The organism is Mycetohabitans sp. B8, assembly GCF_021991875.1.
GTDB lineage: Bacteria > Pseudomonadota > Gammaproteobacteria > Burkholderiales > Burkholderiaceae > Mycetohabitans.
The window spans coordinates 121,354-145,184 of the sequence record NZ_JAHLKR010000005.1; the positions used below are offsets into that span (position 1 = coordinate 121,354).

Genomic DNA, 23,831 nt, shown 5'->3' on the forward strand with positions numbered 1-23,831 from the left:
CACACTCGCGCAACCGCGCTACCCTGATGCACAATGCAGGGTCGTGCCAATAAAATCGATATTGTACTTGCGATAGCCTGATGCCTTTGTCCCGTTATCCGCAGCCGGTGTTACCGCGATCAGGTGAAACTGACGCCATGCCTGGCGATGCCGCCGCAGGCGGTGCCGCTGCGCCCGGGTGCGCCGCCGCCGGGCTGTCGGCACGCGAGCGCCCCCCGGCGGCCACAGTCGGCGACAAGGTCGCGGTCCAAGCCGCTGATGACAAGGCTGCCCAAGCCGCCGGCAGTCCCGCCATTAGGCCCGCTGACAACGATTCGGCTAAGTCCACCGGCCAGGCTGCGACGGGGACCACCACCCAGGCCCTGGCTGAACCCGCTACCGAAGCTTTGACCCAACCCGATACCGACGCTTCAGCCAAGCCCGCTACCGAGACTTCGGTCAAACCCGCTGCCAAGGCGGCGACTAAGCCTGCCGGCAAGTCGGGTGGCAGGCCGAGCGATAAATTGGCCCGGCTGGGGCTGGCGCGTGACATCGACCTGGTGCTGCATTTGCCGATGCGCTACGAGGACGAGACGACGCTGACGCCGATCGGCAAACTGCTGCCGGGCATGACCGCGCAGGTCCAGGGCGAAGTGGTGGACAACGAAATCGCCTACCGGCCACGCCGCCAGATGCTGGTACGGCTGCGCGACGAGCATGGCGATGTGCTGATGCTGCGGTTTCTGAACTTCTGGGGCTCCCAGGCGCGGCAACTCGCGTCTGGCGCGCGCTTGCGCGTGCGTGGCGACGTGCGGGGGGGCTTCTTCGGGATGGAGATGGTGCACCCAGCATACCGCGTGGTCGAAGACGACGCGCCGTTGCCTGACGCGTTGACGCCTGTGTACCCGAGCACGGCCGGCGTGTCGCAGGCGTATTTGCGCCGTGCGATCGACAGCGCGTTGCAACGCACGCCCTTGCCGGAGCTGCTGCCGCCGCGGATCGCCGACGCGTTTCTGGCTCCGCTTGGGGTGCCGCCGCTGGCCGATGCGGTGCGCACGCTGCATCATCCGCGTGCGGATGCGGATGAGACCGCACTCATGGACCGAACTCATCCGGCGTGGTTGCGGATCAAATTCGAGGAGTTGCTCGCGCAGCAGTTGTCGCTCAAACGCGCGCATGACGAGCGGCGCTTGCGCGCCGCACCGGCGATGGCGCGTCGTCCCGCTGCCGATCGCGACGCGCTCGTCACGCGGTTGCATGCCGCGCTGCCGTTCCAGCTGACCGGCGCGCAGCAGCGGGCCAGCGAGCAAATTGCGGCGGACCTGGCCGTGGCGCATCCGATGCAGCGGTTGCTGCAGGGGGACGTGGGCAGTGGCAAGACGGTGGTCGCCGCGCTGGCGGCGGCGCAGGCGATTGATGCCGGCTACCAGGCGGCGCTGATGGCCCCCACCGAGTTGCTGTCTGAACAACATGCGCGCAAACTGCGCGGCTGGCTCGAGCCGCTGGGTGTGCGCACTGCGTGGCTGGCCGGCAGCCTGAAGGCGCGCGACAAGCGCGCCGCATTGGAGGCAGCAGCTAGCGGTGACGCGCAGTTGGTGGTCGGCACGCACGCGATGATCCAGGAAGCGGTGAAATTCGCCCGGCTTGGTTTGGTGATCGTGGACGAGCAGCACCGCTTCGGCGTCGAGCAGCGGCTTGCATTGCGCGCGAAGGCGCAGGCCGAAGCCGCGGTGTCGGGGTTCCAGCCGCATCAGTTGATGATGTCCGCGACGCCGATTCCGCGCACGCTCGCGATGACATACTACGCGGACCTAGACGTGTCCACGATCGACGAGTTACCACCGGGGCGCACGCCGGTGCTCACCAAGCTGGTATCGGACGCGCGCCGTGATGAAGTGATTGCCCGCGTGCGCGAGGCCGCACTGGCTGGACGCCAGGTGTACTGGGTGTGCCCGTTGATCGAGGAGAGCGAGGCGCTGCAACTGCAGACTGCCGTGGATACCTATGAGACGCTCGTTGCCGCGCTGCCGCAGCTGCAGGTGGGGCTGGTGCATGGTCGCTTGGCGGCAGCCGACAAGGCCGACGTGATGGCGCGCTTTACCCGCAATGAGATCCATTTGCTGGTAGCGACGACGGTGATCGAGGTCGGCGTCGACGTGCCCAACGCGTCGTTGATGGTGATCGAGCACGCGGAGCGCTTCGGCCTTGCGCAATTACACCAATTGCGCGGCCGGGTCGGCCGGGGCAGCCAGTCGTCGGTGTGTCTGCTGATGTACGCCAGCCCGCTGTCGTTGGCAGCGCGCGAACGGCTGCGCACGATGCGCGAGACCACGGATGGTTTTGAGATCGCGCGCCGGGATCTGGAGATCCGCGGCCCCGGCGAATTCCTCGGCGCGCGGCAATCCGGCGCAGCGATGTTGCGCTTTGCAGACATCGAACAGGATGCTTGGCTGATCGAGCCGGCACGGCGCGCAGCCGAGCGGCTGCTGAGTGAGTATCCGCAGGCCGCCGCCGCACACTTGACACGTTGGCTCGGCAGTCGCGAACAGTACTTGAAGGCGTGAAGGTGCGAAGGTGCGAAGGTGCGAAGGCGGGTTGACTGCCATGCCGGCGAGGGTGGATAAAGGCCCCCTTGGCAAACGGGCCGGCAACGCGTATAAGAGAAAATCTATCGGAAGTATCGCCTCGATTAGTCGATCATGACGCTCACCGAACTCAAGTACATCGTTGCCGTTGCCCGGGAACGCCATTTTGGCCGGGCCGCGGAGGCGTGCTTTGTCAGCCAGCCGACGTTGTCGGTCGCGATCAAGAAGCTCGAGGACGAGCTGAACGTTCAGATCTTCGAGCGCGGTACCAGCGAGGTCGGCGTCACGCCGATCGGTGAGCAGATCGTCACCCAAGCGCAGCGTGTGCTCGAGCAGACGCTCGCAATCAAGGAAATCGCCAAACAGGGCAAGGATCCGCTGGTCGGGCCGCTGCGGCTCGGTGTGATCTATACGATCGGCCCATATTTGCTGCCGGCGCTGGTCAAGCAGATGATCGAGACGGTGCCGCAGATGCCGCTGATGCTGCAGGAGAACTTCACGCTGAAGCTGATCGAACTGCTCAAGCAGGGCGAGATCGACGTCGCGATCATGGCGCTGCCGTTTCCGGAAACCGGCTTGATGGTCCGTCCGCTGTATGACGAACCGTTTGTGGTCGCGCTCCCTGCGGGACATCCCTGGGAGCGGCGCAACGCGATCAATGCCGAGGACCTCAAGCAGGAAACGATGTTGCTGCTCGGCAGCGGCCATTGTTTTCGGGACCATGTGCTGGGCGTGTGCCCGGAGCTGATGCGCTTTTCGCAGAACGCGGACGGGATTCAGAAGACGTTCGAGGGCAGTTCGCTGGAGACGATCCGCCACATGGTGGCCAGCGGTGTGGGCATCACCGTGCTGCCGCGCACGTCGGTGCAGGAGGTGCGCGCGCATGCGAGCGGCGTGGACAACGGTCTGCTCAGCTACGTGCCGTTTACCGAGCCGCAGCCGGACCGGCGCGTGGTGCTGGCATGGCGCAAGAGCTTTACGCGGATGCCGGCGATCGATGCGATCTGCGATGCGATCCGCGCGTGCGAGTTACCCGGTACGCACAAGCTCGAGTTGCCCGCCGCGGTTAACTGACTGTTGCCGCTGAATAGGCGTTTCACCGCTCGATACATCCCATGCTGCTTTGTGTACCGCAAGCCTGGCGCGGCATGCGGCGCGACTGGAGTATGCGGTGCGACTGGAGCGCGTGGCGCGGCGGCCCACGCGCGTTTTCGCCTAAAATAACGGGTCACGACGTTTCGATCTGAGTGCTGCATGATATCCGCGCTAACCTTGCGCCTGCCGTTGTATGTCCGTCTACTGCGGCTGCACAAGCCGATCGGCAGCGTGCTGCTGCTGTGGCCGACGCTTAATGCGTTATGGGTAGCGGCAGACGGCCATCCACCCGCCTATATCGTCGCGATCTTTGCGATTGGCACTGTTCTGATGCGCTCGGCCGGATGCGCGGTCAACGATTACGCGGACCGGGATTTCGACAAGCATGTGAAGCGCACGCAGGATCGCCCGCTCACGTCGGGCCAGATCGCCCCATGGAAAGCCCTTGCTGTGGCGGCCGCGCTTGCGCTGGTGTCGTTCTTGCTGATCCTGCCGTTGAACTCGCTGACCAAGTGGCTATCCGTCGCGGCGCTGTTCGTGGCGGGCACGTATCCATTGATGAAGCGCTTTTTCGCGATTCCGCAGGCCTACCTGGGCATTGCGTTCGGCTTTGGGGTTCCGATGGGGTTCGCCGCGATCCAGGACCATGTGCCGCCGCTCGCGTGGCTGATGCTGCTGGCGAACGTGTTCTGGTCGGTCGCCTACGATACCGCTTACGCGATGGTGGACCGGGAGGATGACATCAAGATCGGCATTCGCACGTCCGCGTTGACGTTCGGTCGTTTCGACGTGCTGGCTGTGATGCTGTGCTACGCAGCGATGCTGGGCATCTATGCGTGGATCGGCTATGCGCTGCACTGGTCCGTCGCGTACTGGGCCGGATGGGCGGGCGCGCTCGGCTGTGCGGCGTATCACTACACGTTAATCCGCGGCCGCGACCAGATGCGGTGCTTTGCGGCATTCATGCATAACAACTGGCTCGGCGGTATCCTGTTCGCCGGCATCGCCGCGCACTATGCCAGCACGGGGTGCTAAGCGCGCGGCGCCTGCTCATTGTTTGCCGAACGCGTCGCCCATCTGTATCGCTCGGGCGTGGGCCGCCAACGCGCCGCGTACGATCGCCGCGCCGATGCCGTCGGCCTCGAAAGACTCGAGCGCGGCAGCTGTTGTGCCACCTTTCGAGGTTACGCGCTCGCGCAGCACGCTGGCAGGCTCGCCTGACTGTGCGGCCAGTTGGGCGGCGCCGGTGAACGTGGTGAGCGCCAGCGCGCGTGCCTGCTCGTCATCGAGTCCCAGCTCGCGCGCGGCGCGCTGCAGGGCCTCGATGAAGTAGAACACGTAGGCTGGGCCGCTGCCCGAAATGGCCGTCACCGCATCGATTTTCGATTCATCGTCGCACCACACGACTTCGCCTACCGCGCGTAGCACCCGCTCGGCGAGCGCCCGGCCGCCATCATCGACACCGTGCAGCGCGGCTAGGCCGGTCACCCCGCTACCGATCAGCGCCGGGGTATTGGGCATCGTGCGTACCACGCGCGGGTAGCCGTTGAGCCAATGCGCGATGTCCGCGGCGCGGATCCCGGCGGCGATGCTAATGATCAGTTGCGCACGCAGCCACGGCACGAGCGATTCGACCACGGCTTTCATCACCTGGGGCTTGACCGCGATGACGATTGCATCGTAGTCGCCGAGCGACGCATCGGCAGCCTCGCCGGTACGTATCGGGTGCTGCTGCGCCAAGCGGGCGCGCGCGTCGGCCGACGGGTCGATGGCGTACAGGTCAGCAGCCGGGATGCCGCGCTTGAGCAGCCCACCGATCAGGGCGGCGGCCATGTTGCCTGCGCCGATAAATGCGATTTTCATGGGGATTTCGTTCAGTGAGTGGGGTAGGTTCGTGGGCCAAAAATCGCGGTGCCGACCCGCACGATCGTCGCGCCTTCGACAATGGCTGCGTCCAGATCGGCCGACATGCCCATCGACAGCGTATCGAGGCCGAGGCCTTGCGCATTGACAGCATCGAACAACTCGCGCAATCGTCGATGCGACGCGCGTTGGGTGTGCAGTCCGGACACGGGTTCGGGGATCGACATCAGTCCGCGCAGCCGCAACCGGGGCAGCGCCGCGACGCCGCGTGCCAGCGTGGCGACATCATCGGGCGCGACGCCGCTCTTGGACGCTTCGCCGCTGACGTTTACCTGCACGCAGACATTGAGCGGTGGCAGGTGGGCGGGCCGTTGCTCGGACAGCCGATGCGCGATCTTGAGTCGGTCGACCGAATGCACCCAGTCGAACTGCTCGGCGACCGGCCGCGTCTTGTTCGACTGCAGCGGCCCGATGAAATGCCATTCGAGCGACGCACGCAACGGCTGTAGGGCGGCGATCTTGTCTAACGCCTCTTGCACATAGTTTTCACCGAACGCCTGCTGGCCCGCCGCATGGGCAGTGCGTATGTCGTGCGTCGGAAAGGTCTTGGACACGGCGAGCAAGTGCACGCTCGCCGGATCGCGGCCGGCGGCCGCAGCCACCGCGGCAATGCGTCGGCGGACCTCGTCCAGATGTTGCGCAATGATGGAGGACATGACGTGGAGCGGGGAAGGGTTTAATCGGACAACAGGCGATCGACAAGTTCGATCCAATGCGCGACCGGCGTCAACGTGCCGCTTTGCAGGTGCGCGATGCAGCCCACGTTCGCCGAGACAATCATCTGTGGCTCGAGTGCCGACAAGCGTTCGAGTTTCTGGTTGCGCAGCCTGTAGGACAGCCCCGGCTGCAGCATCGAGTACGTGCCGGCCGAGCCGCAGCAAAGGTGTGCGTCAGATGGCACCCGCACCTCCAGCCCGAGCGCCTGGAGCAGCCGCTCGACGCGTCCGGTGATTTTCTGCCCATGCTGCAGCGTGCATGGCGGGTGGTAGGCGACCGTATGGACGCCGCGCCGGCGTATGCGGGACGCGAGCTCGGCTTCATGGCGGGGCAGCAACTCGGCCAGATCCTGTGCCAGGCTGGCCACGTGCGCCGCCTTGTGGGTATACGCCGGATCGTCGCGCAGCAGGTGTCCGTATTCCTTGATTGTCGCGCCGCATCCGGAGGCATTGATGACGATGGCCGCCGCGCCCTGCTCAATGTGGGGCCACCATGCGTCGATGTTGCGGCGTGCGTCATCGAGCGCCTGCGCGTGGTACCCGAGGTGCAGCCGGATGGCACCGCAGCAGCCGGCGTCGCTGGCCACGACCGGCTCGATGCCGAGCGCGTCGAGCACGCGCGCGGTCGCCACGTTGATGTTGGGCATCATGCCGGGCTGCACGCAGCCGGTCAGCATCAGCATCCTAGTCTGGTGCCGCGCTGTCGGCCACGCGCGCGGACGTTGCCGGGGTGGCACCTGGTCGCGCAGCCGCCTGGGCAGCAGCGCACGCACATGCTGTCCGAGCCGCATCGCCGGCGTGAACAGTGTCGCATTCGGCAGAAAGCTTGCCAGCAGGCGTCGTACGAGCCGTGAGTGCCAGCGGCGCGGCACCTTCTGCTCGACGAGCTTGCGCCCGATTGCCGCCAGCCGCCCGTATTGCACACCGGACGGACAAGTCGTCTCGCAATTGCGGCACGTCAGACAGCGGTCCAGGTGCAACTGCGTGCTACGTGTGACGGGTGTGCCTTCAAGCATTTGCTTGATCAAATAGATGCGCCCACGCGGGCCGTCTAGCTCGTCGCCGAGGATTTGATAGGTGGGGCAGGTCGCCGTGCAGAAACCGCAATGCACGCATTTGTGCAAGATGGCATTGGCCTCGCGGCCGTCCGGCGTATTGCGAATGAAGTCCGCGAGATGGGTCTGCATCGCAGCAGTCAGAGGTCCGGATAGAGCCGGCCACGATTGAAGATGCGTGCCGGGTCGAATAACGCTTTCAGGCGGCGATGAATGTTCATCAGCGGTGATGGCAGCGGGGTGAACACGCCAACACTAAGATTGTAGCGCGAACCGCAGCGGAACAGCGTCGCATGGCCGCCAGCCTGCCGCGCTGCCATGCGCACCGTCTGCGCATCGATATCGGTGACCCACCAACGCTGTGCGCCCCCCCATTCTATCAACGGGGTTCCGGGTAATTGTAGCGGTTCGGTAATCGACGGCAGCGACAGGCGCCATAGCGCTGCGTTGGCGGGAACCATCCGAAAGAACGCATCGGTCTGCTCGCGTAGTCCGGCCCAGAAACGCTCGGCCTCCACCGCATCGATCACTTCGCCGCCGAGCGTGTTGCGCGCCTTCTTGAGCGCACTATCCGCACCGCCCAGGCGTAACGCCAGCGTGCCGTTGCGCCACGCACTGGCTGTCAGCGGCAGCGGCCGGCCGGCCCATTCGTTGAGCTTGCGTACCGCGTCGGTGGCGTTCATGTCGAACTTCAGCGTCAACTCCGCATGCGGGCGCGGCAGCACTTTCAACGACACGTCCAGCAGCAGGCCGAGCGTGCCGAGTGAGCCGGCCATCAGCCGTGCGATATCGTAGCCGGCGACATTCTTCATCACGCGTCCGCCGAAGCGCAGCACGTCGCCGCGTCCGTTCATCACGGTCGTACCCAGCACGAAGTCGCGCGCCGCGCCCGCACTGGCGCGGCGTGGGCCAGCCAGGCCGGCGGCGATGCAGCCGCCGATCGTCGCACCACGACCGAAGTGCGGCGGCTCGAACGCGAGCATCTGACGATGTTCGGCCAGTGCCGCTTCGATGTCGGCCAACGGCGTGCCGCAGTACGCAGTGATCACCAGTTCGGCCGGATCGTAGGTGACGATGCCGCTTGCCACGCGTGTATCGAGCACTTCCCCCTCGATGTTCTGGCCATACCACGACTTCGTGCCGCCGCCGCGGATCTGCAGCGGCACGCCGCGCTCGCTGGCGTGCATAACCTGCGAGCGCAGGCTCTCGTATGGGGGCGGCATCTGCGTCATCGTGTCAGAATCTCGGCAACTCGGGATGCGGCAGCAGACCTCGATGGACCCGCATTCTGCCATACTCGGCACAGCGCGCTCGCGTCGGGATGCCCTTGCCTGGATTCAGCAGCCCTGGCGGGTCGAACGCGCGCTTGACTGCGAGGAACGCGTCGCGCTCCTCAGGGGAGAACTGCACGCACATCGAATCGATCTTCTCGATGCCCACGCCAAATTCGCCAGCGATTGTGCCGCCGAGTTCCACGCAGGCCTCCAGAATTTGCGTGCCGAATGTCTCGGCGCGCCGCCACTCATCGGGATCGTTGCCGTTGAATAAGATCAGCGGATGCATGTTGCCGTCGCCCGCATGGAAGACGTTCATGCAGCGCAGCCCGTATTGCTTTTCCATCTCGGCGATGCGCGCGAGCAGCGGCCCGATCGCCCGCCGCGGCACGGTACCGTCTATGCAATAGTAGTCCGGCGAGATGCGCCCCGCGGCCGGAAATGCATTCTTGCGCCCGGACCAGAACTTGAGCCGCTCCGTTTCCGAACGCGAGATCTGGATCCGCGTCGCGCCGTGCGCACGCAGCACCGCAGTCATGCGCACGATCTCGTCGGCGACCTCCTCGGGCGTGCCGTCGGACTCGCACAGCAGGATGGCCTGCGCGTCCAGGTCGTAGCCGGCCTGCACGAATCCCTCCACCGCGCGTGTGGCCGGCTTGTCCATCATTTCGAGGCCCGCGGGCACGATGCCGGCCGCGATGATCGCCGCGACCGCGTCGCCGCCCTTGATCACGTCATCAAAGCTGGCCATGATGACCTGCGCGACTTGCGGCTTCGGGATCAGCCGGACCGTCACTTCCGTGACGACGGCAAACATGCCTTCGCTGCCGATCAGCACCGCCAGCAAGTCCAGTCCTGCACAATCCGGCCCCAGTGAGCCGAACTCGACCAACTCGCCTTCCATCGTGACCGCGCGCACGCGCAGCACGTTATTCACGGTCAAGCCGTACTTCAAGCCATGCACGCCGCCCGAATTCTCTGCGACATTGCCGCCGATCGTGCAGGCGATCTGCGATGATGGATCAGGCGCGTAGTACAGTCCGTATGGCGCGGCTGCCTCCGAGATCGCTAGATTGCGCACACCAGGCTGGAGCGTCGCGGTACGCGCGTAGGGATCGATGTTGATGATCTTTTTGAGGCGCGCGAGCGACAGCACGATGCCATCGCGCAGCGGCATCGCGCCACCGGACAGACCCGTGCCGGCGCCGCGCGGCACTACCGGCACGTCGAGCTGGTGGCATGTCTGCAGCACGCGCTGCACTTGCGATTCTGTCTCGGGCAGCACCACCGCGAGTGGCAGCTGCCGATACGCGGCAAGCCCATCGCATTCGTAGGGTGCCGTATCCTCGTCGCGATACAGCAGGCAGTGCGGAGGCAACACCGTCATCATCGCCTGAACCACTTCGCGTTGTCGTGCCGCGATGGCTTCCGGGGACGGTTCGACTGAAGCGTTCATGGCGTACTCCGCGCGACGTGTCTAGTGCGGCCCGTGAAAGGCGAAAATCTTGCCGGGATTCATCAGATTGCGCGGATCAAGCGCATGCTTGATCGCTCGCATCGTGTCAACGGCATCTGCGCCATGCTCGTCGACGAGGAAATCCATTTTGTGCAGGCCGACGCCGTGCTCGCCGGTGCACGTGCCGCCAAAGCGCAGCGCGCGTGACACGATCTGCTGGTTTAACTGCTCCGCCTGCTGAATTTCGGCCGGGCTAGCGGGGTCGATCAGCATCGCGACGTGGAAGTTGCCGTCGCCGACGTGGCCCACGATCGGGCACAGCAGTGACGATTGCTTCAGGTCCGCCTCTGTCTGTTCGACGCATTCAGCCAGCCGCGAGATGGGCACGCACACGTCGGTGGTCAGCGCGCGGCAACCGGGGCGCAACTGCAACATCGCAAAGTAGGCGCTGTGCCGCGCGTTCCACAACCGGCTGCGCTCCTCCGGGCGGGTAGCCCATTCGAAGCCTTGCGCGCCATGTTGCGCGGCAATATCCTGCACCGTCTGCGCCTGCTCACGCACGCCGGTCTCGCTGCCATGGAACTCGAAGAACAGCGTTTGCATCTCCGGCAATGTCAGATTCGAGTGGCGGTTGATCGCACGGATCGCGAGCGCGTCAACGAATTCCACGCGCGCCACCGGCACGCCGAACTGGATCGTCTCGATCACGGTGCGCACGGCGTCGCCCATGCTTGGGAATGCACACACGGCCGCGGAAATCGCTTCGGGCAACGGGTACAGGCGTACGGTGACATCGGTGATCACGCCAAGCGTGCCTTCGGAGCCAACAAAGAGGCGTGTCAGATCGTAGCCGGCCGACGACTTGCGCGCGCGTGAGCCCGTGTGGATGATGCGTGCATCGGCCCGCACCACTGTCAAGCCCAATACGTTCTCGCGCATCGTGCCGTAGCGGACCGCGTTCGTGCCCGACGCGCGCGTGGCGGCCATGCCGCCGATGCTCGCGTCGGCGCCGGGGTCGATTGGGAAGAACAAGCCGGTGCCGCGCAACGTGTCATTGAGCGCCTTGCGCGACACGCCGGCTTGCACGGTGGCCGTCAGGTCGTGCGCGTCGATCGACAACACGCGGTTCATCTCGGATAGATCGATCGTTACGCCACCCTGCACCGCGAGCAGATGTCCTTCGAGCGACGAGCCGTTGCCATACGGAATCACCGGTACTTCGTACTGCGCGCACAGTGCGACAATGGCCGCGACCTCTTGCGTCGTGCGGGCGTAGACGACTGCATCCGGCCACTGCGGATCGAACATCGACTCGTCGCGCCCATGGTGCGCGCGTACCGCTTCAGCGACCGAGACGCGTTCGTCGAATGCCCCCTTGAGCGCGTCGAGCAGCGATGGAGGGAAGGGCTTGCGCACGGCGGCGCGCGCAATCGAATGAGTCACGGGAGGGTCTCCTGAACACAGGGCATGCAAGCGGGTCAACTGATTCACTATTTTAAGCCAATGCGCATCGCCAAAGCCGTTTGCATCGCGAGGCGGGGCGCCGGACGAGATCGCGTGGCAGCATGCACATCACTATAATGCGCGGCGGATACGGCAAACTGCCCTCGATCCAGTCTTCAACACAGGAGCCATGATGGGAAACCGCTTGAGCAAGATCGTCACACGCACAGGTGACGATGGCACCACCAGCCTGGGGGACGCGAGCCGCGTGGCCAAGGACGATACGCGCATCGCGGCGATCGGCGATGTAGATGAGTTGAACTCGTCGCTGGGCGTGCTGCTAGCCGAAACATTGCCGGCCCGCGTGCGAGAGGTGCTCATTGCGGTGCAGCACGATTTGTTCGACGTCGGTGCGCAGCTATGCATGCCGGGCGAGGTGATGATCAGCCACGAGCATGTCGCGCGGCTCGACGGCTGGCTCGAGCAATTTAATGCGCACTTGCCGCCGCTGCGCGAGTTCGTCCTGCCCGGCGGTTCGCGGCCGGCTGCGTTGTTGCACCTGTGCCGCACCGTTTGCCGGCGAGCCGAGCGCACGATCGTCGCGCTCGGTCAGGAACAAGCCGTCGATGCTGCGCTGCGGCAGTACGTGAACCGCCTGTCGGACCTGATGTTCGTCCTGGCCCGCGTGCTCAATGACGCGACGGGCCAGTTGGAGGTGCTGTGGCGACATGAGCGGGCGTAAGGGGCCGCGCGTGCCGACGTCACGGCATGGGGCGCCAGCCCATTGCGGCACACGGTCATGTTCCGTCGCCCCTCAATGGCCCCCGCCATTGATTGCATTGCGATGAATCGCCATCGCCGGTAAGTGGTTGTCGCCGGCCGATCGCCACTGCCGGTGAGTGGCCGTCGCCAGTCGATCGCCGTTGTCGGTGAGTGATTGTCGCCGGCTGATCGCCGGTGCCGGTCAGTGGTTATCTCCGGTCAATCGCCGTTGTCACAGCGTTGCCGTCCGCTGCAATTGCCGCTGCCGCGTGCGATGCGCCGTTGACGGACCGCTTCGGCTAGTCCTTCGAGCACCATCACGCTATCGTCCCAGCCGATGCAGGCGTCGGTGACGCTCTGACCGTAGATCAACTCGCAGCCGTCCTTCAAATCCTGGCGTCCCGCGACCAGATGGGACTCCACCATCACGCCGATGATGCGCTCGTCGCCGGCGGCGACTTGCTGGGCGATGTCCGCGCAAACCGGAATTTGGTTTTCGTGCTTCTTTTCGCTATTGGCATGGCTTGCATCGATCATCAATCGCGCAGCTAGCCCCGACTTGCCGATCGCGGAGCATGCGGCGTCGACGCTTGCCGCATCATAGTTCGGGGTTTTGCCGCCGCGCAGAATAAGGTGACAGTCTTCGTTGCCAGCGGTCGATACGATCGCCGAATGACCGCCCTTGGTCACCGACAGGAAATGGTGCGGCTGCGAAGCGGCCTTGATCGCGTCGACCGCGATTTTCACGTTGCCGTCGGTACCGTTCTTAAAGCCGACCGGACACGACAATCCGGAGGCCAGTTCCCGGTGCACCTGCGATTCGGTAGTGCGCGCGCCGATCGCGCCCCACGAGATCAAGTCGGCGATGTACTGCGGGCTGATCATGTCCAGGTACTCTGTGCCGGCCGGCAGCCCGAGTGCGTTGATTCGCACCAGCAGTTCGCGCGCGGTCCGTAATCCGTCGTTAATCTTGAAGCTGTTGTCCATGTAAGGGTCGTTGATCAACCCCTTCCAGCCCACAGTCGTGCGCGGCTTCTCGAAGTACACACGCATCACAATTTCCAATTCACCGGCAAAGCGCTTGCGCTGCTCCACTAGGCGCTGCGCGTACTCCAGTGCCGCACGCGTGTCGTGGATCGAGCACGGGCCGATCACGACAATGAGCCGGTCTTCTATGCCATGCAAGATCCGATGCAGCGATTGGCGAGCGTTGAAGATCAGGTCGGCGACGCGCTCCTCGCAGGGAAACGCCCGCAGCAAGTGCGCGGGCGGCGTCAATTCCTTGAGCTCGCGGATTCGGACATCATCGGTGTTGTGCAGGGCCATCAGTGTTCTCCGGTTCAACGGTACGCGCGTCGCGCGCGGTGTTCGGGGCCTGGCGCCTGGCGAAAAAAAACCGCCAGGCGGACTGGCGGTTTTTCGGGAATGTAGGGGTGATTCGCTTGTCCGTCACCTGCCCTCTCGATCCGCCAGCGGCCTGAGATGCCAAAAGAAATAAAAATAAAAGTTGGCGGACATCGCGAAATGCAAACGAATCGAAAGGTGGCGTCGGTTCCGAGTACGCCAACTTTATACTCCGGACGCCCCCCGTTGGCAACAGGGGGCAACAATGACGAACGCACGATTGCGTCGTTTCATTAAAAACCGCAATCCGCTTGCGGTATCTGCGCGATGGGCGTTATACCGTGCCGCCCACCGTCATGCGGTCGATGCGCAGCGTCGGCTGCCCGACGCCGACCGGCACGCTCTGGCCTTCCTTGCCGCACACGCCCACGCCCGTGTCCAAGGACATGTCGTTGCCGATCAGCGACACGTACTTGAGCGACTCCGGTCCGCTGCCGACTAGCGTCGCGCCCTTGACCGGGTAGGCAATTTTGCCGTTCTCGATCATGTAGGCCTCGGAGGCCGAGAACACAAACTTGCCGTTCGTGATATCGACCTGTCCGCCGCCGAAGTTCACCGCGTACAGGCCATGGTTGACCGACGCAATGATCTCGGCGGGATCCTTGTCGCCGCCCAGCATGTAGGTGTTGGTCATGCGCGGCATCGGCAACGCGGCATACGATTCGCGCCGCGCGTTGCCGGTTACCTTCATCTTCATCAGTCGCGCGTTCAGCGTGTCCTGCATGTAGCCGGTCAGGATGCCATCCTCGATCAGCGTCGTGCATTGCGTAGGGTTGCCCTCATCATCGATGTTCAGCGAGCCGCGCCGGTTCGCCAGCGTGCCGTCGTCGACCACCGTGACCCCGTTGGCCGCGACCCGCTCGCCGATGCGTCCGGCGAACGCCGACGAGCCCTTGCGGTTAAAGTCGCCTTCCAACCCGTGGCCGATCGCCTCGTGCAGCAGCACGCCCGGCCAGCCCGGCCCGAGCACGACGGTCATGGTGCCGGCGGGCGCGGGGCGCGCTTCCAGGTTCACCAGCGCGGCATGCACCGCGTCGTCGACGTATCGCGCCAGTACCTCGTCGGTGAAGTAGCCATAGTCGTAGCGGCCTCCGCCACCGCCGGTGCCGATCTCGCGGCGCCCGTTCTGCTCGGCGATCACGGTGACCGAAACGCGCACGAGCGGACGCACGTCGGCGGCCAGCGCGCCGTCGCTGCGCGCCACCAGCACGACGTCGTATTCGCCCGCCAAGCCCGCCATGACCTGCGTGATGCGTGGGTCCTTCGCACGAGCCATTTTTTCGACGCGCTCCAACAGTGCCACTTTCGCATTCGCATCCAGCGAGTGCAGCGGATCGGCCGGCAGGTACAGGTCGCGCCCCGCGACGCCGCGCAACGCACCGGCCGCCCGCACGCGGGTCTTTCCGCCCCCCGCCCGGGCGATCGCGCGGGTGGCCTGGGCTGCCTGTGCCAGCGCTTGCGGTGACAAATCATCCGAGTACGCGAACGCGGTACGCTCGCCGGCCACCGCGCGCACGCCCACGCCCTGGTCGATGCTGAAGCTGCCCGATTTGACGATGCCTTCCTCCAAGCTCCACGCTTCGCTGCGGGTCGTTTGGAAGTACAGGTCCGCGTAGTCGACGCGATGGGAGAAAATCTCGCCCAGCGTGCGCACGAGGATGGCCTCGTCGAGCCCGTAGCGCGTGAGCAGCAGGTCCTTGGCGGTGGCGAGATGGCGGATGTGAGGTTCGATGATGTTCATGCGGGCTCGCCCGTTTGACGGGTAAATGGACAGGAGTTTGGATAGAAGTTGGCGTCGCGGCGGCACGATTCAAGCCGCAGGTGGCCCTGCTGGACGGGGTGTGAGCCGCCGCCGGCTTGCGGGCAACGACGCTGCGGTGCGCTCATGCCAGCACCCGATGCCGATACGCCGGCAGACTCTGTCTTACCTGCGCGATACGTCGGGCATCGATCGTGCCTGATACCACGCCGACACCGTCCGCGCGCACTGCGACGACTTGGCCCCATGGGTCCACCAGCATGCTGTGGCCCCATGTGCGGCGCCCATTCTCGTGCGTGCCGCCCTGGGCCGCGGCCAACACGTAGCACTGGTTCTCGACGGCGCGCGCACGCAGCAGCATCTCCCAATGTGCGTGGCCGGTCGTGTACGTGAAGGCCGATGGCACGACGATCAGCGCGCAGTCGCCAAGCTTGCGATACAACTCCGGAAAGCGCAAGTCATAACATACCGACAAGCCTACGCGGCCAAACGGCGCGTCGAACGCGACGACGTCGGTGCCAGGCCGGATCGTGCGCGCCTCGTCGAACGACGCATCATCCTTGTCAAAGTTGAACAAATGGATTTTGTCGTAGCGGGCCACGGCTTGGCCTTGCGGGTCGAACACCAGCGTGGTGTTCATCACCCGCCCCGGTTCCGGAGCCACGAGCGGCAGTGTGCCACCGATGATCCATACGCGATGCCGCGTCGCGGCATCGGCGAGAAATTGCTGAATCGGGCCGTCGCCCGGCGCTTCCCGCACAGCCAGCTTGTCGGCGTCGCGATGCCCCATGAAGCAGAAATACTCGGGCAGCAGCACGAGTTGCGCGCCGCCAGCAGCGGCTTCGGCGATCAACTCGCCGGCGGCCTGCAAGTTCCGCGACACGTCCGGCGTGCTGACCATTTGCAGCGCCGCCAGCGCGAACATGCCGGACGCGGAGCCGCTGGCGCGAAAAACGGAGTCGTTCATTGCCGTGACACATGAGATTCAGGTCGGCCCATCTTACCGTGATCGTCCGGCACCTGCTCGACCTGCGGATGCGACCACGAGCCGGTTACCGCGTAGTGGCGCGCAAACGACTGCGAAATGGGGTCGGACAAGATCAGGCCGGCGACAAAGGTACTCAGGCCGAGCAGCGGGTTGACCACGGCCGTGGCCAGTGCCGCGGTCCCCACGCTCAGCGCGGGGACCACCGTCACCAGCAGGTCCTGCTGCTCGCGCCCGAGGTCTGCGTTGCCTTGCATCGTGATCTTTGCTGCTGCACTGTCCAGCGTGAAATCGCCGGTCCTGGCGATGCCGTTGCGGATCGTGCCGGTAGCGGTCACATTGTCAAACGGCAGTCCTTCGCCAAACAACGTGCTCAGGTCCAACGTCGCCACGCGAGCGAGCGATTGCAGGCTGAGCACGCCGAGCAGCTTGGCAGCGCCCGGATCGACTTTCAGGATCTGGCCATGCGACAGGCCGAGCGACAGGCTCCCTTCCAGAGTCGGGTAATCGATGCGCGTCGGCCCGCCGCGCCAGCCGAGCTTGCCGGACAGCGTGCCATTGCCGCCCTTGAGCGTGCGGGGCAGACCGAGACGGTCGAGCAGGGCACCGCCGTCGGCGATATCGAGCTTAAAACCCAGCACAGTGCGCTGCGGGTTATCGTCGTTGCTGTTGCTGTTGCTGTTGCTGTTGCTGTTGCTGTTGCTGTTGCTGTTGCTGTTGCTGTTGCTGTTGCTGTTGCTGTTGCTAGTGCTAGTGCTAGTGCTAGTGCTAGTGCTAGTGCTAGTGCTAGTGCTAGTGCTAGTGCTAGTGCGGCGCGGCGTTCTCCAGTTCGCGGTCGCCGACAGCTTGGCGGCTGGGTTCGCCACATCCAGCTTGTCCAATTGCCAGACTGGCGCGCCGTTTTCGTTGATGTTGCGTGCAGTCACTTCCAACTTGCCGAAGTTGTGTCCGCGCACGGTGAGTTCGTTGACGATCAGGTCGATGCCCGGAACATGCTGCGCTGGCTCCTCGAGCACGCGACTCACCCGTGTCTCCTCGTGGCTGTCCGGGATCACCAGTTTGGCCAGCCGCGCGTCAAGCTGCCCGTATGGGCTGCGCGGCGTCTTCGCGTGCCACGCGATATGGCCGGAGACTTCGTCCGATGCAATATTCGCTTGCCATGTGCCCGGTGTTTGTGTTGCACCGACTACCACGTTTTCCCAGCGGCGGTTCAATAACGTCAACGTATCGAAGTGCAGGCCGACGCGGGTGGGCACGAGTGCCGCGACGTTGCCGGGCAGATTGAGCGGGGCGGCTGTGTCCGGCGAACAAATCGATGGGCCGGTGCAAGCCGCAGCGGGGCACGAGGAGGGTGCAGCGGCCACTGGCGTCGTTGATATGGCGTCGGCGGGGACCGACATGGCATCGAGCAATGCGCGCCACGCGTCTGCGTCAAGGTGCGTCATGTCCACGGCCGCGGTCACGCCTTCTGTGGGCAGCACCGCTTCTCGGTTCACGCCGATCGCGCCGCGCAGGATCGCCAGCTTGTCGTCGTTGCCGCGCCGCGCCAGATACATGGCATTGAGCGGACCGAGTCGCGCATCCAGCCGGCTGATGCCTGTCGCGGGTCGCTCACCGGCAGCCGCGGGCCGCAGGCGCAACGAGAACGGCATCGGCACGCCGGCTGGCTTCGTGAAAGGCGCTGGCAGTTGCAGCGCCAGCCCGCTTAGATCCAAGGTGGCCGAGATGTCAGGCAGTTCGTTCTTGTACGTGCGCACGGCCACAGAGTAAGGCGAGCTACCCGACATGCGAGTAAGTAGCGTAGCCAGCGGCCCAGGCGGCACTGCGGCACGGGCCGCATCGGCAAGCAGGTGGCCCGACACGTCGAAGCTGCTCGAGCCGTCTTGCCGGATCCCGCCGTCGGCGCGGATGTCGCCGCCGAGGAACTGGCCGCTGGCGTGCCCGATCGTCATCGTGTGCTCGGTGAAATCGACCTTGCCATGGATCTGTGTGACCGGCGGCAGTGCGGCGAGCCGCTTGCCGGGCACGAATGACACTGCGTTGTCCGCCAGCGTAACCGAGCCGTTCACGCCGACATGCGGCTTGTCTGGATGGCGCGGAATTGCCAGCCGCAGCGCCAGCGTCGCGTTGCCTTTAGCCTGCACGGTCTCGCCTAGGTGGTCAGACAGTCCTGCCAGCGAGCTGCGATTCACGTAATCGAGCATGTCGGCCAGTGGGCCACTGGCCACGCCGTCAATCGCCAGATCCGAGTTGAGCGTGCCCAGATCGTCGATGCGGCCGGTCAACTGCGTGACGGCGACACGCTGGTAGCGTGCGCGCTGGATATCAAAGCGCAGCACGTTTTGGTCCATCCGGAACAGCCCGTCGATGCCGTCGAACGCCGGCCACACCTCCGGCGTGCCGGGGCTCACCTGCGTTGGCGGGTGCGGCGTCGGATCGAATCTACCGTCTTGAAACGGCGCAACGATCTTGAAGATGCCAGCTTGTGGATCGTGCGTGTATGGGAACTCGGCCAGTTCGCCATGGATGGCGATCGTTGCATTGTGCGAGGTCCCGGCCGTTAGCGCATGGTCCAGGTAGGCGCGGGTATGCTCGCCGACGCCGGTGGGCAGATAGCGCGCGAGGCGGGGCAGCGACAGTCGGTCGAACCTCGCCTCCATGTCGAGCTTGCCGCGTCCGTGGCCGGGATTCGAGTAGGTGCCGGTCGCGCTGGCGCGCACATCGTCGTTATCGATGACGAATCGCGAGAGGTTGACGGCAACGGCCGGGCGGGCCGCGTCCGATGCTAGCGGATGCGCAGTCCATGCCGCTTCGGCCGCGAACCGGTTGAACGTGAGTCGCGGATTGTCGAACGCCCCCGGGATCGTGACCGCGGCGTGGGTGGTATCGATCGCCGCGTGACCGCCATTCTGGTCGGCGTCGATCTCGCCCCAGATGTTTTCCGCGCCGGGCAGGCCCACGTGCGGGTGGCCGCCCGGTGTGAGGCCCGGCGGCGGCTCCTGCGCGCCGATGCTGACACCCTCGAGTGCGGCCTTGACGCGATAGCGCACGATCGGCTCGCCGCCTGCGATGGCCGCCACGCTGGCGGCCTCGCGGGTACGCGGCGCGCGGCGCTCGACCTGTATCGCATAGTTTGCTAGCGTGCCGCGGGGGTCGAATCGGTCCAGTTCATTGAGCACACGATGTGGCAGCGGCAACGTGCGCACGAACTGCGCGAGCAGCCCGAGATCGACCGTATCGCCGCTCATGCGGATCAATTGGCCACGGCCCAGCGTCGCGCGGCGGAACCGGCCGTTGAATTCGCCAATGCTCAGCAGTCGGGTAATGGGCGTGCCGTCCGCGAGCGGGGGCTGCCCACCGAGTTCGGCGCGCAGATTGCCCAGATTCAGCGTGTAATCGAGATTGCGCATGTCGTTGCGCTGCAGCGACCAGTCCAGCCCGATGCTGGGCACGTCCAGCCACGGCAGCGTCGGGTCCATGCGCAGCCGCAACTCGGACCCGGACAATGCGCCGCGCGCACCGCTCCATTCACCGGCCGCAAAGTCGAACCACGCAGCCACGTCCAGCGTGCCGCTTTGCGCATCCAGGCGCGCATCCGTGTAGCGGGCCAGTTCGGGCAGCGCCATGTCGCCGCTTGACACAAACATCGTGCCGGTCCAACCCGCCGGCTCGGTGAGCGGCTTCAGTGGCGAATGACGCAAGCGTGCGCGCAAGTCAATCGGCCCGCGCAGCAAGCGTGCGTCCGGCTGCGCCTGCACGCCGAGCCGGTGAATCAGACCGCGGTTGTCGATGGCCACGTGGATGTCGCGCAACGTCAGCGTCGGCAAGCCGCGCTGCGCGTCGGTCCAGTGCAGGACGCCGCCGCGTAACGCGATGGCGCGCTGTGTCATCAGCCAGCGCAGGAGATCGCCGTTGCCGTGCTGGCGTGGGTCCACCCGCACGCCGGCAATCGTATAGGTGCCGTCGGGGTGCCGCTCGGCGAAAACCTCGGGTTGCTCCACGATCAGGCTCGAGAGCACCGGCGCTAGACGTGGCAATGAGCGCCATGACAGCGTTGCACGGGTGGCGGGCACCGCGAGCATGCGCTGGCCGTCCGGGCCCATGATCGTCAGTTGGTCGATGTCCAGCATCGGTTGTAGCCCGCTCCAGCGCCCGGTCAGCCGACCGATGTGCACAGGCGCGTGAAGCGTGTCCGAGATCCGTTGCTCGATGCGCGGCCGCAGCGAATCCAACTGAGGAAAAATGACGTAGCGCAGACCGACGTATGTGGCCGCGGCGCCAAAGTACAGTGTGATGGCCACAGTCGCACAGCATGCGAGCACGCGGCGCAGTACCCGCTCGCTTGGTCCGCGCAGCCATCCGCCCCCGGCTTTTGCGTTGCGCGCATCGTTCGGCTCGAGGTTTTCCTGGCGATCGGGCATGCGAGGAGCGCGGGACGTATGATAGGTTGCGGCGGAATAACCAAATGTAACATACGGTATGCGAGCCAAACCTGTCACCGCCGCGGGTTTCATTGCATGTACCGCACCAATGACACGATGACTGACATGTCGCCGCCAAGTTCCCCGCTTGCTTCCGACGCCGAACCGCTGCTGAGCGCCGTCTATTCCCGCTATGCCGCCCGGCAGTATGCGGCACGGCCCGAATTGGCTGCACGGGTGCGGGAACTGGCGCGCGCGCCACTGACGCGGCAATGGGTCGAGCAGCGGCTCGCGCAACTGGGTGCGCCGCAAGACGAGCCCGTGGACGACAACGTGCTCAAGCGCGCACTGTGCCTGGTGCGCACCGAGCTGTTCTGCGCGGTGATGGAGCGCGACCTGGCCGGGCTGGCCGATGTGCCGGAGGTGACCGGCACGATGACGGATTTGGCCGAGGTGGCGATCCGCCGCGCGCTGGCCTCGATCAGTGCCGAGTTGCACGCGCTGTATGGCATGCCGCTGAACGCGCAGCGACAGCCGCAGACGCTCGGTGTGGTCGGCATGGGCAAGCTCGGCGGACGCGAGTTGAACGTGTCCTCGGACATCGACTTGATTTTCGTCTACGAGGACGACGGCGAGACCGAGGGCGGCTCCCGCGCGCCGATCTCGAACCAAGACTTTTTCACCCGGGTCGGGCGCCGGTTGATCGGTGCGCTGGCCGAGCATACCGCGCACGGATACGTGTTCCGCGTGGACATGCGGCTGCGTCCAAACGGCGATTCGGGTCCGCTTGTGTGCAGCCTCGGCATGCTGGAGGAGTACTTCTATGTGCAGGGGCGCGAATGGGAACGTTATGCGTGGATCAAGGCACGGCTGGTGTCGGACGTAGACAGCGAGGCCGGCGCGCGACTGGCAGCGCAACTCGATGCACAGGTCAGGCCGTTCGTCTACCGCCGTTATCTCGATTTTGGCGTGATCGCGGCGATCCGGGCGTTGCATGTGCAGATCCGTCAGGAGGCCGCCCGCCGCGTGTCGTCGCGCCGCGACAAGGCCGATGACATCAAGCTAGGCCGCGGCGGCATCCGCGAGATCGAGTTCATCGCGCAGGTCTTCCAATTGATCCGGGGCGGCCAGGATGCTGGGTTCCGTATCCGGCCGACGCTGACGGTACTCGATTATGCCGCCTCGCGCGGCTTGATCGCGCGTGACGCGGTTCAGCGACTCGCGCACGCGTATCACATGCTGCGCTGCATCGAGCACCGGCTGCAATACGTGAACGACGCGCAAACCCATGCGATGCCCGTTGACGAAGGCGAGCGCGCGCAACTGGCGGCATCACTCGGTTTTGCCGACTATCCGGCGCTGCTGGCCGTGCTGGAGCGCCACCGCGAGTTCGTCGAGCAGCAGTTCGATCAGATTTTCGCGCACAAGCGTAGCGATGCGGCGGCGCTCGCCGGCGCGGGCGACCGGGCGCTCGGCAAGGTTGGCGGCACGGCGTGGGAGGAGAGCGCCACATGGATTTGGAGTAGTGCACTTGCCGATGAGGCGGCCGATGATGAATTGCACGCTCGGCTTGCATCGCTGGGGTTCAACGACCCGTTAGCCATCCTGTCGCGATTGCACGCGGTCTGGCAGTCCGCGCGCTATGCTGGCCTGCCGGAGCGTCATCGGGCGCGTTTCGACACACTCGTGCTGCGCGCATTGGCGGCGGCGCCAACGCATTGCCATGAAAGGGTCGACGCGACGTTGCTGCGTTTTCTCGATCTGCTTGAAGCGGTCGCGCGGCGCGGCTCGTATTTGGCGCTGCTGATTGAGTATCCGGCCGCGTTGGCACGCGTGTTCGCCGTGCTCGGCGAGTCGCGTTGGGCCGCTGGCTATCTGATCCGCCATCCGCAGGTGCTCGACGAGTTGCTCGACGACGAGGCGCTGTCCAGTCCGTTCGACTGGACCGGGTTCAAGCGGATGCTGCTCGCCCGGCTTGCCAATGCAGACGGCGCGGAGCACCAAATGGATCTGCTGCGTCACGCACACCAGGCCGAGGTGTTCCGGATCCTGCTGCTGGATCTCGGCGGTCATCTATCGGTTGAGCACATCAGCGACCGGTTGTCGGAACTGGCCGACGCGGTCCTGGAGGTGACGCTGCAGACCGTATGGCCGCAGTTGGCCCGCCGTCATTGCGACGTGCCGCGCTTCTCGATCATTGCATACGGCAAGCTCGGCGGTAAGGAGCTCGGTTATGCATCAGACTTGGACATCATCTTTCTGTACGACGATCCTGACGAGCATGCCGCGGAGGTCTACGCGCGGTTCGCGCGCAGGCTAATCACGTGGTTGACCATGTCCACCGGCGCCGGCACGCTGTTCGACGTGGACCTGAGGCTCAGGCCGAACGGCGAGGCCGGGTTGCTGGTCACGAGCCTCACCGCCTTCCGGCGCTACCAATTGCGCGAGGGAGATGCCGCCAACACCGCGTGGGTATGGGAGCACCAGGCATTGTCGCGCGCGCGCTTTTGCGCCGGGGATGCGAGCATCGGCGCGCAGTTCGACGCGATCCGTGACCAGGTGCTCGCTCAGCCACGCGATGCACGGGCGTTGGCCACGGAGATCGCCGCGATGCGGCAAAAGGTGGCCGAAGGCCATCCCAACCCCACAGCGCTGTTCGATCTGAAGCACGATTGCGGCGGCATGGTCGATATCGAGTTTATCGTCCAGTACTGGGTGCTGCTGCATGCCGGCGCGCATCCGGCGTTGCGGCGCAACACCGGCAACATCGCGTTGCTGCGCGAGGCGGCCCGCATCGGGCTGATACCCGAGACACAGGCGGAGCAGGTCGGCGGCGCCTATCGGACCTATCGCAAGCTGCAACATGCGCTGCGGCTCGATGGAATAGGCAAGGCGCGCGTGCCACCCGAGCGCATGCAAGCCGAGCGCGACGCGGTTACGCGACTATGGGAGCAGGTCTTCGGTGCGTGAAGAC

General features: G+C 65.2%; 15 protein-coding genes. 5 read left to right on the forward strand and 10 right to left on the reverse strand.

Annotated elements, in window-relative coordinates:
* The first annotated feature begins 80 nt into the window (after nt 1-80).
* The 3 genes from recG to ubiA all read left to right on the forward strand — a co-directional run bounded on the left by recG (nt 81) and on the right by ubiA (nt 4,694).
* Nucleotides 81-2,543 carry an ATP-dependent DNA helicase RecG gene (gene recG / locus KQH60_RS02220; protein ID WP_237574959.1) on the forward strand — a complete coding sequence of 821 codons (2,463 nt, stop codon included), beginning with the start codon at nt 81-83 and terminating at the stop codon, nt 2,541-2,543.
* Between the two features lie 135 nt (nt 2,544-2,678).
* Nucleotides 2,679-3,638: a hydrogen peroxide-inducible genes activator gene (locus tag KQH60_RS02225; RefSeq protein WP_237574960.1), complete on the forward strand. Its 960-nt coding sequence runs from the start codon at nt 2,679-2,681 to the stop codon at nt 3,636-3,638.
* 180 nt (nt 3,639-3,818) lie between these two features.
* The gene (gene ubiA, locus KQH60_RS02230) at nt 3,819-4,694 is read left to right on the forward strand and encodes a 4-hydroxybenzoate octaprenyltransferase (protein ID WP_237574961.1); all 876 of its coding nucleotides are present in this window, start codon (nt 3,819-3,821) and stop codon (nt 4,692-4,694) included.
* 15 nt (nt 4,695-4,709) lie between these two features.
* On the opposite strand, the gene proC is transcribed toward ubiA, so the two are convergent.
* From proC to KQH60_RS02260, 6 genes are read right to left on the reverse strand one after another with little or no spacing between them, the layout of a single operon-like run.
* Nucleotides 4,710-5,522 (reverse strand): pyrroline-5-carboxylate reductase, encoded by an 813-nt coding sequence (proC, locus tag KQH60_RS02235; RefSeq protein ID WP_237574962.1) that lies wholly within the window; start codon nt 5,520-5,522, stop codon nt 4,710-4,712.
* A gap of 11 nt (nt 5,523-5,533) precedes the next feature.
* Entirely contained in the window at nt 5,534-6,238 is a 705-nt protein-coding gene (locus tag KQH60_RS02240; RefSeq protein WP_237574963.1) for a YggS family pyridoxal phosphate-dependent enzyme, read from the reverse strand.
* A 20-nt stretch (nt 6,239-6,258) separates the two neighbouring features.
* Complete coding sequence (glcF, locus tag KQH60_RS02245) at nt 6,259-7,485, reverse strand: glycolate oxidase subunit GlcF (protein ID WP_237574964.1); 1,227 nt, start codon at nt 7,483-7,485, stop codon at nt 6,259-6,261.
* A gap of 8 nt (nt 7,486-7,493) precedes the next feature.
* A complete protein-coding gene (gene glcE, locus KQH60_RS02250; protein ID WP_255779010.1) occupies nt 7,494-8,576 on the reverse strand; it encodes a glycolate oxidase subunit GlcE in 1,083 nt (360 codons plus the stop codon).
* A 13-nt stretch (nt 8,577-8,589) separates the two neighbouring features.
* Nucleotides 8,590-10,083 (reverse strand): FAD-linked oxidase C-terminal domain-containing protein, encoded by a 1,494-nt coding sequence (locus tag KQH60_RS02255; protein ID WP_237574965.1) that lies wholly within the window; start codon nt 10,081-10,083, stop codon nt 8,590-8,592.
* Between the two features lie 21 nt (nt 10,084-10,104).
* A complete protein-coding gene (locus tag KQH60_RS02260) occupies nt 10,105-11,526 on the reverse strand; it encodes an FAD-linked oxidase C-terminal domain-containing protein (RefSeq protein ID WP_237574966.1) in 1,422 nt (473 codons plus the stop codon).
* 193 nt (nt 11,527-11,719) lie between these two features.
* Between KQH60_RS02260 and KQH60_RS02265 the strand changes: the two genes are divergently transcribed.
* The gene (locus KQH60_RS02265) at nt 11,720-12,268 is read left to right on the forward strand and encodes a cob(I)yrinic acid a,c-diamide adenosyltransferase (protein ID WP_237574967.1); all 549 of its coding nucleotides are present in this window, start codon (nt 11,720-11,722) and stop codon (nt 12,266-12,268) included.
* A gap of 239 nt (nt 12,269-12,507) precedes the next feature.
* Here KQH60_RS02265 and aroG read toward each other — a convergent pair whose 3' ends face one another.
* The 4 genes from aroG to KQH60_RS02285 form a co-directional block, all read right to left on the reverse strand.
* Nucleotides 12,508-13,614 carry a 3-deoxy-7-phosphoheptulonate synthase AroG gene (aroG, locus tag KQH60_RS02270; RefSeq protein WP_237574968.1) on the reverse strand — a complete coding sequence of 369 codons (1,107 nt, stop codon included), beginning with the start codon at nt 13,612-13,614 and terminating at the stop codon, nt 12,508-12,510.
* Between the two features lie 352 nt (nt 13,615-13,966).
* A complete protein-coding gene (tldD, locus tag KQH60_RS02275) occupies nt 13,967-15,433 on the reverse strand; it encodes a metalloprotease TldD (RefSeq protein ID WP_237574969.1) in 1,467 nt (488 codons plus the stop codon).
* A gap of 142 nt (nt 15,434-15,575) precedes the next feature.
* A complete protein-coding gene (locus KQH60_RS02280; protein ID WP_237574970.1) occupies nt 15,576-16,418 on the reverse strand; it encodes a carbon-nitrogen hydrolase family protein in 843 nt (280 codons plus the stop codon).
* Complete coding sequence (locus KQH60_RS02285) at nt 16,415-20,857, reverse strand: YhdP family protein (protein WP_237574971.1); 4,443 nt, start codon at nt 20,855-20,857, stop codon at nt 16,415-16,417. The genes KQH60_RS02280 and KQH60_RS02285 overlap by 4 nt, the downstream gene beginning before the upstream one ends.
* A 117-nt stretch (nt 20,858-20,974) precedes the next feature.
* Here KQH60_RS02285 and glnE point away from each other — a divergent pair, with 117 nt between their 5' ends.
* Nucleotides 20,975-23,827: a bifunctional [glutamate--ammonia ligase]-adenylyl-L-tyrosine phosphorylase/[glutamate--ammonia-ligase] adenylyltransferase gene (gene glnE / locus KQH60_RS02290; RefSeq protein WP_237574972.1), complete on the forward strand. Its 2,853-nt coding sequence runs from the start codon at nt 20,975-20,977 to the stop codon at nt 23,825-23,827.
* The last annotated feature ends 4 nt before the right edge of the window (nt 23,828-23,831 follow it).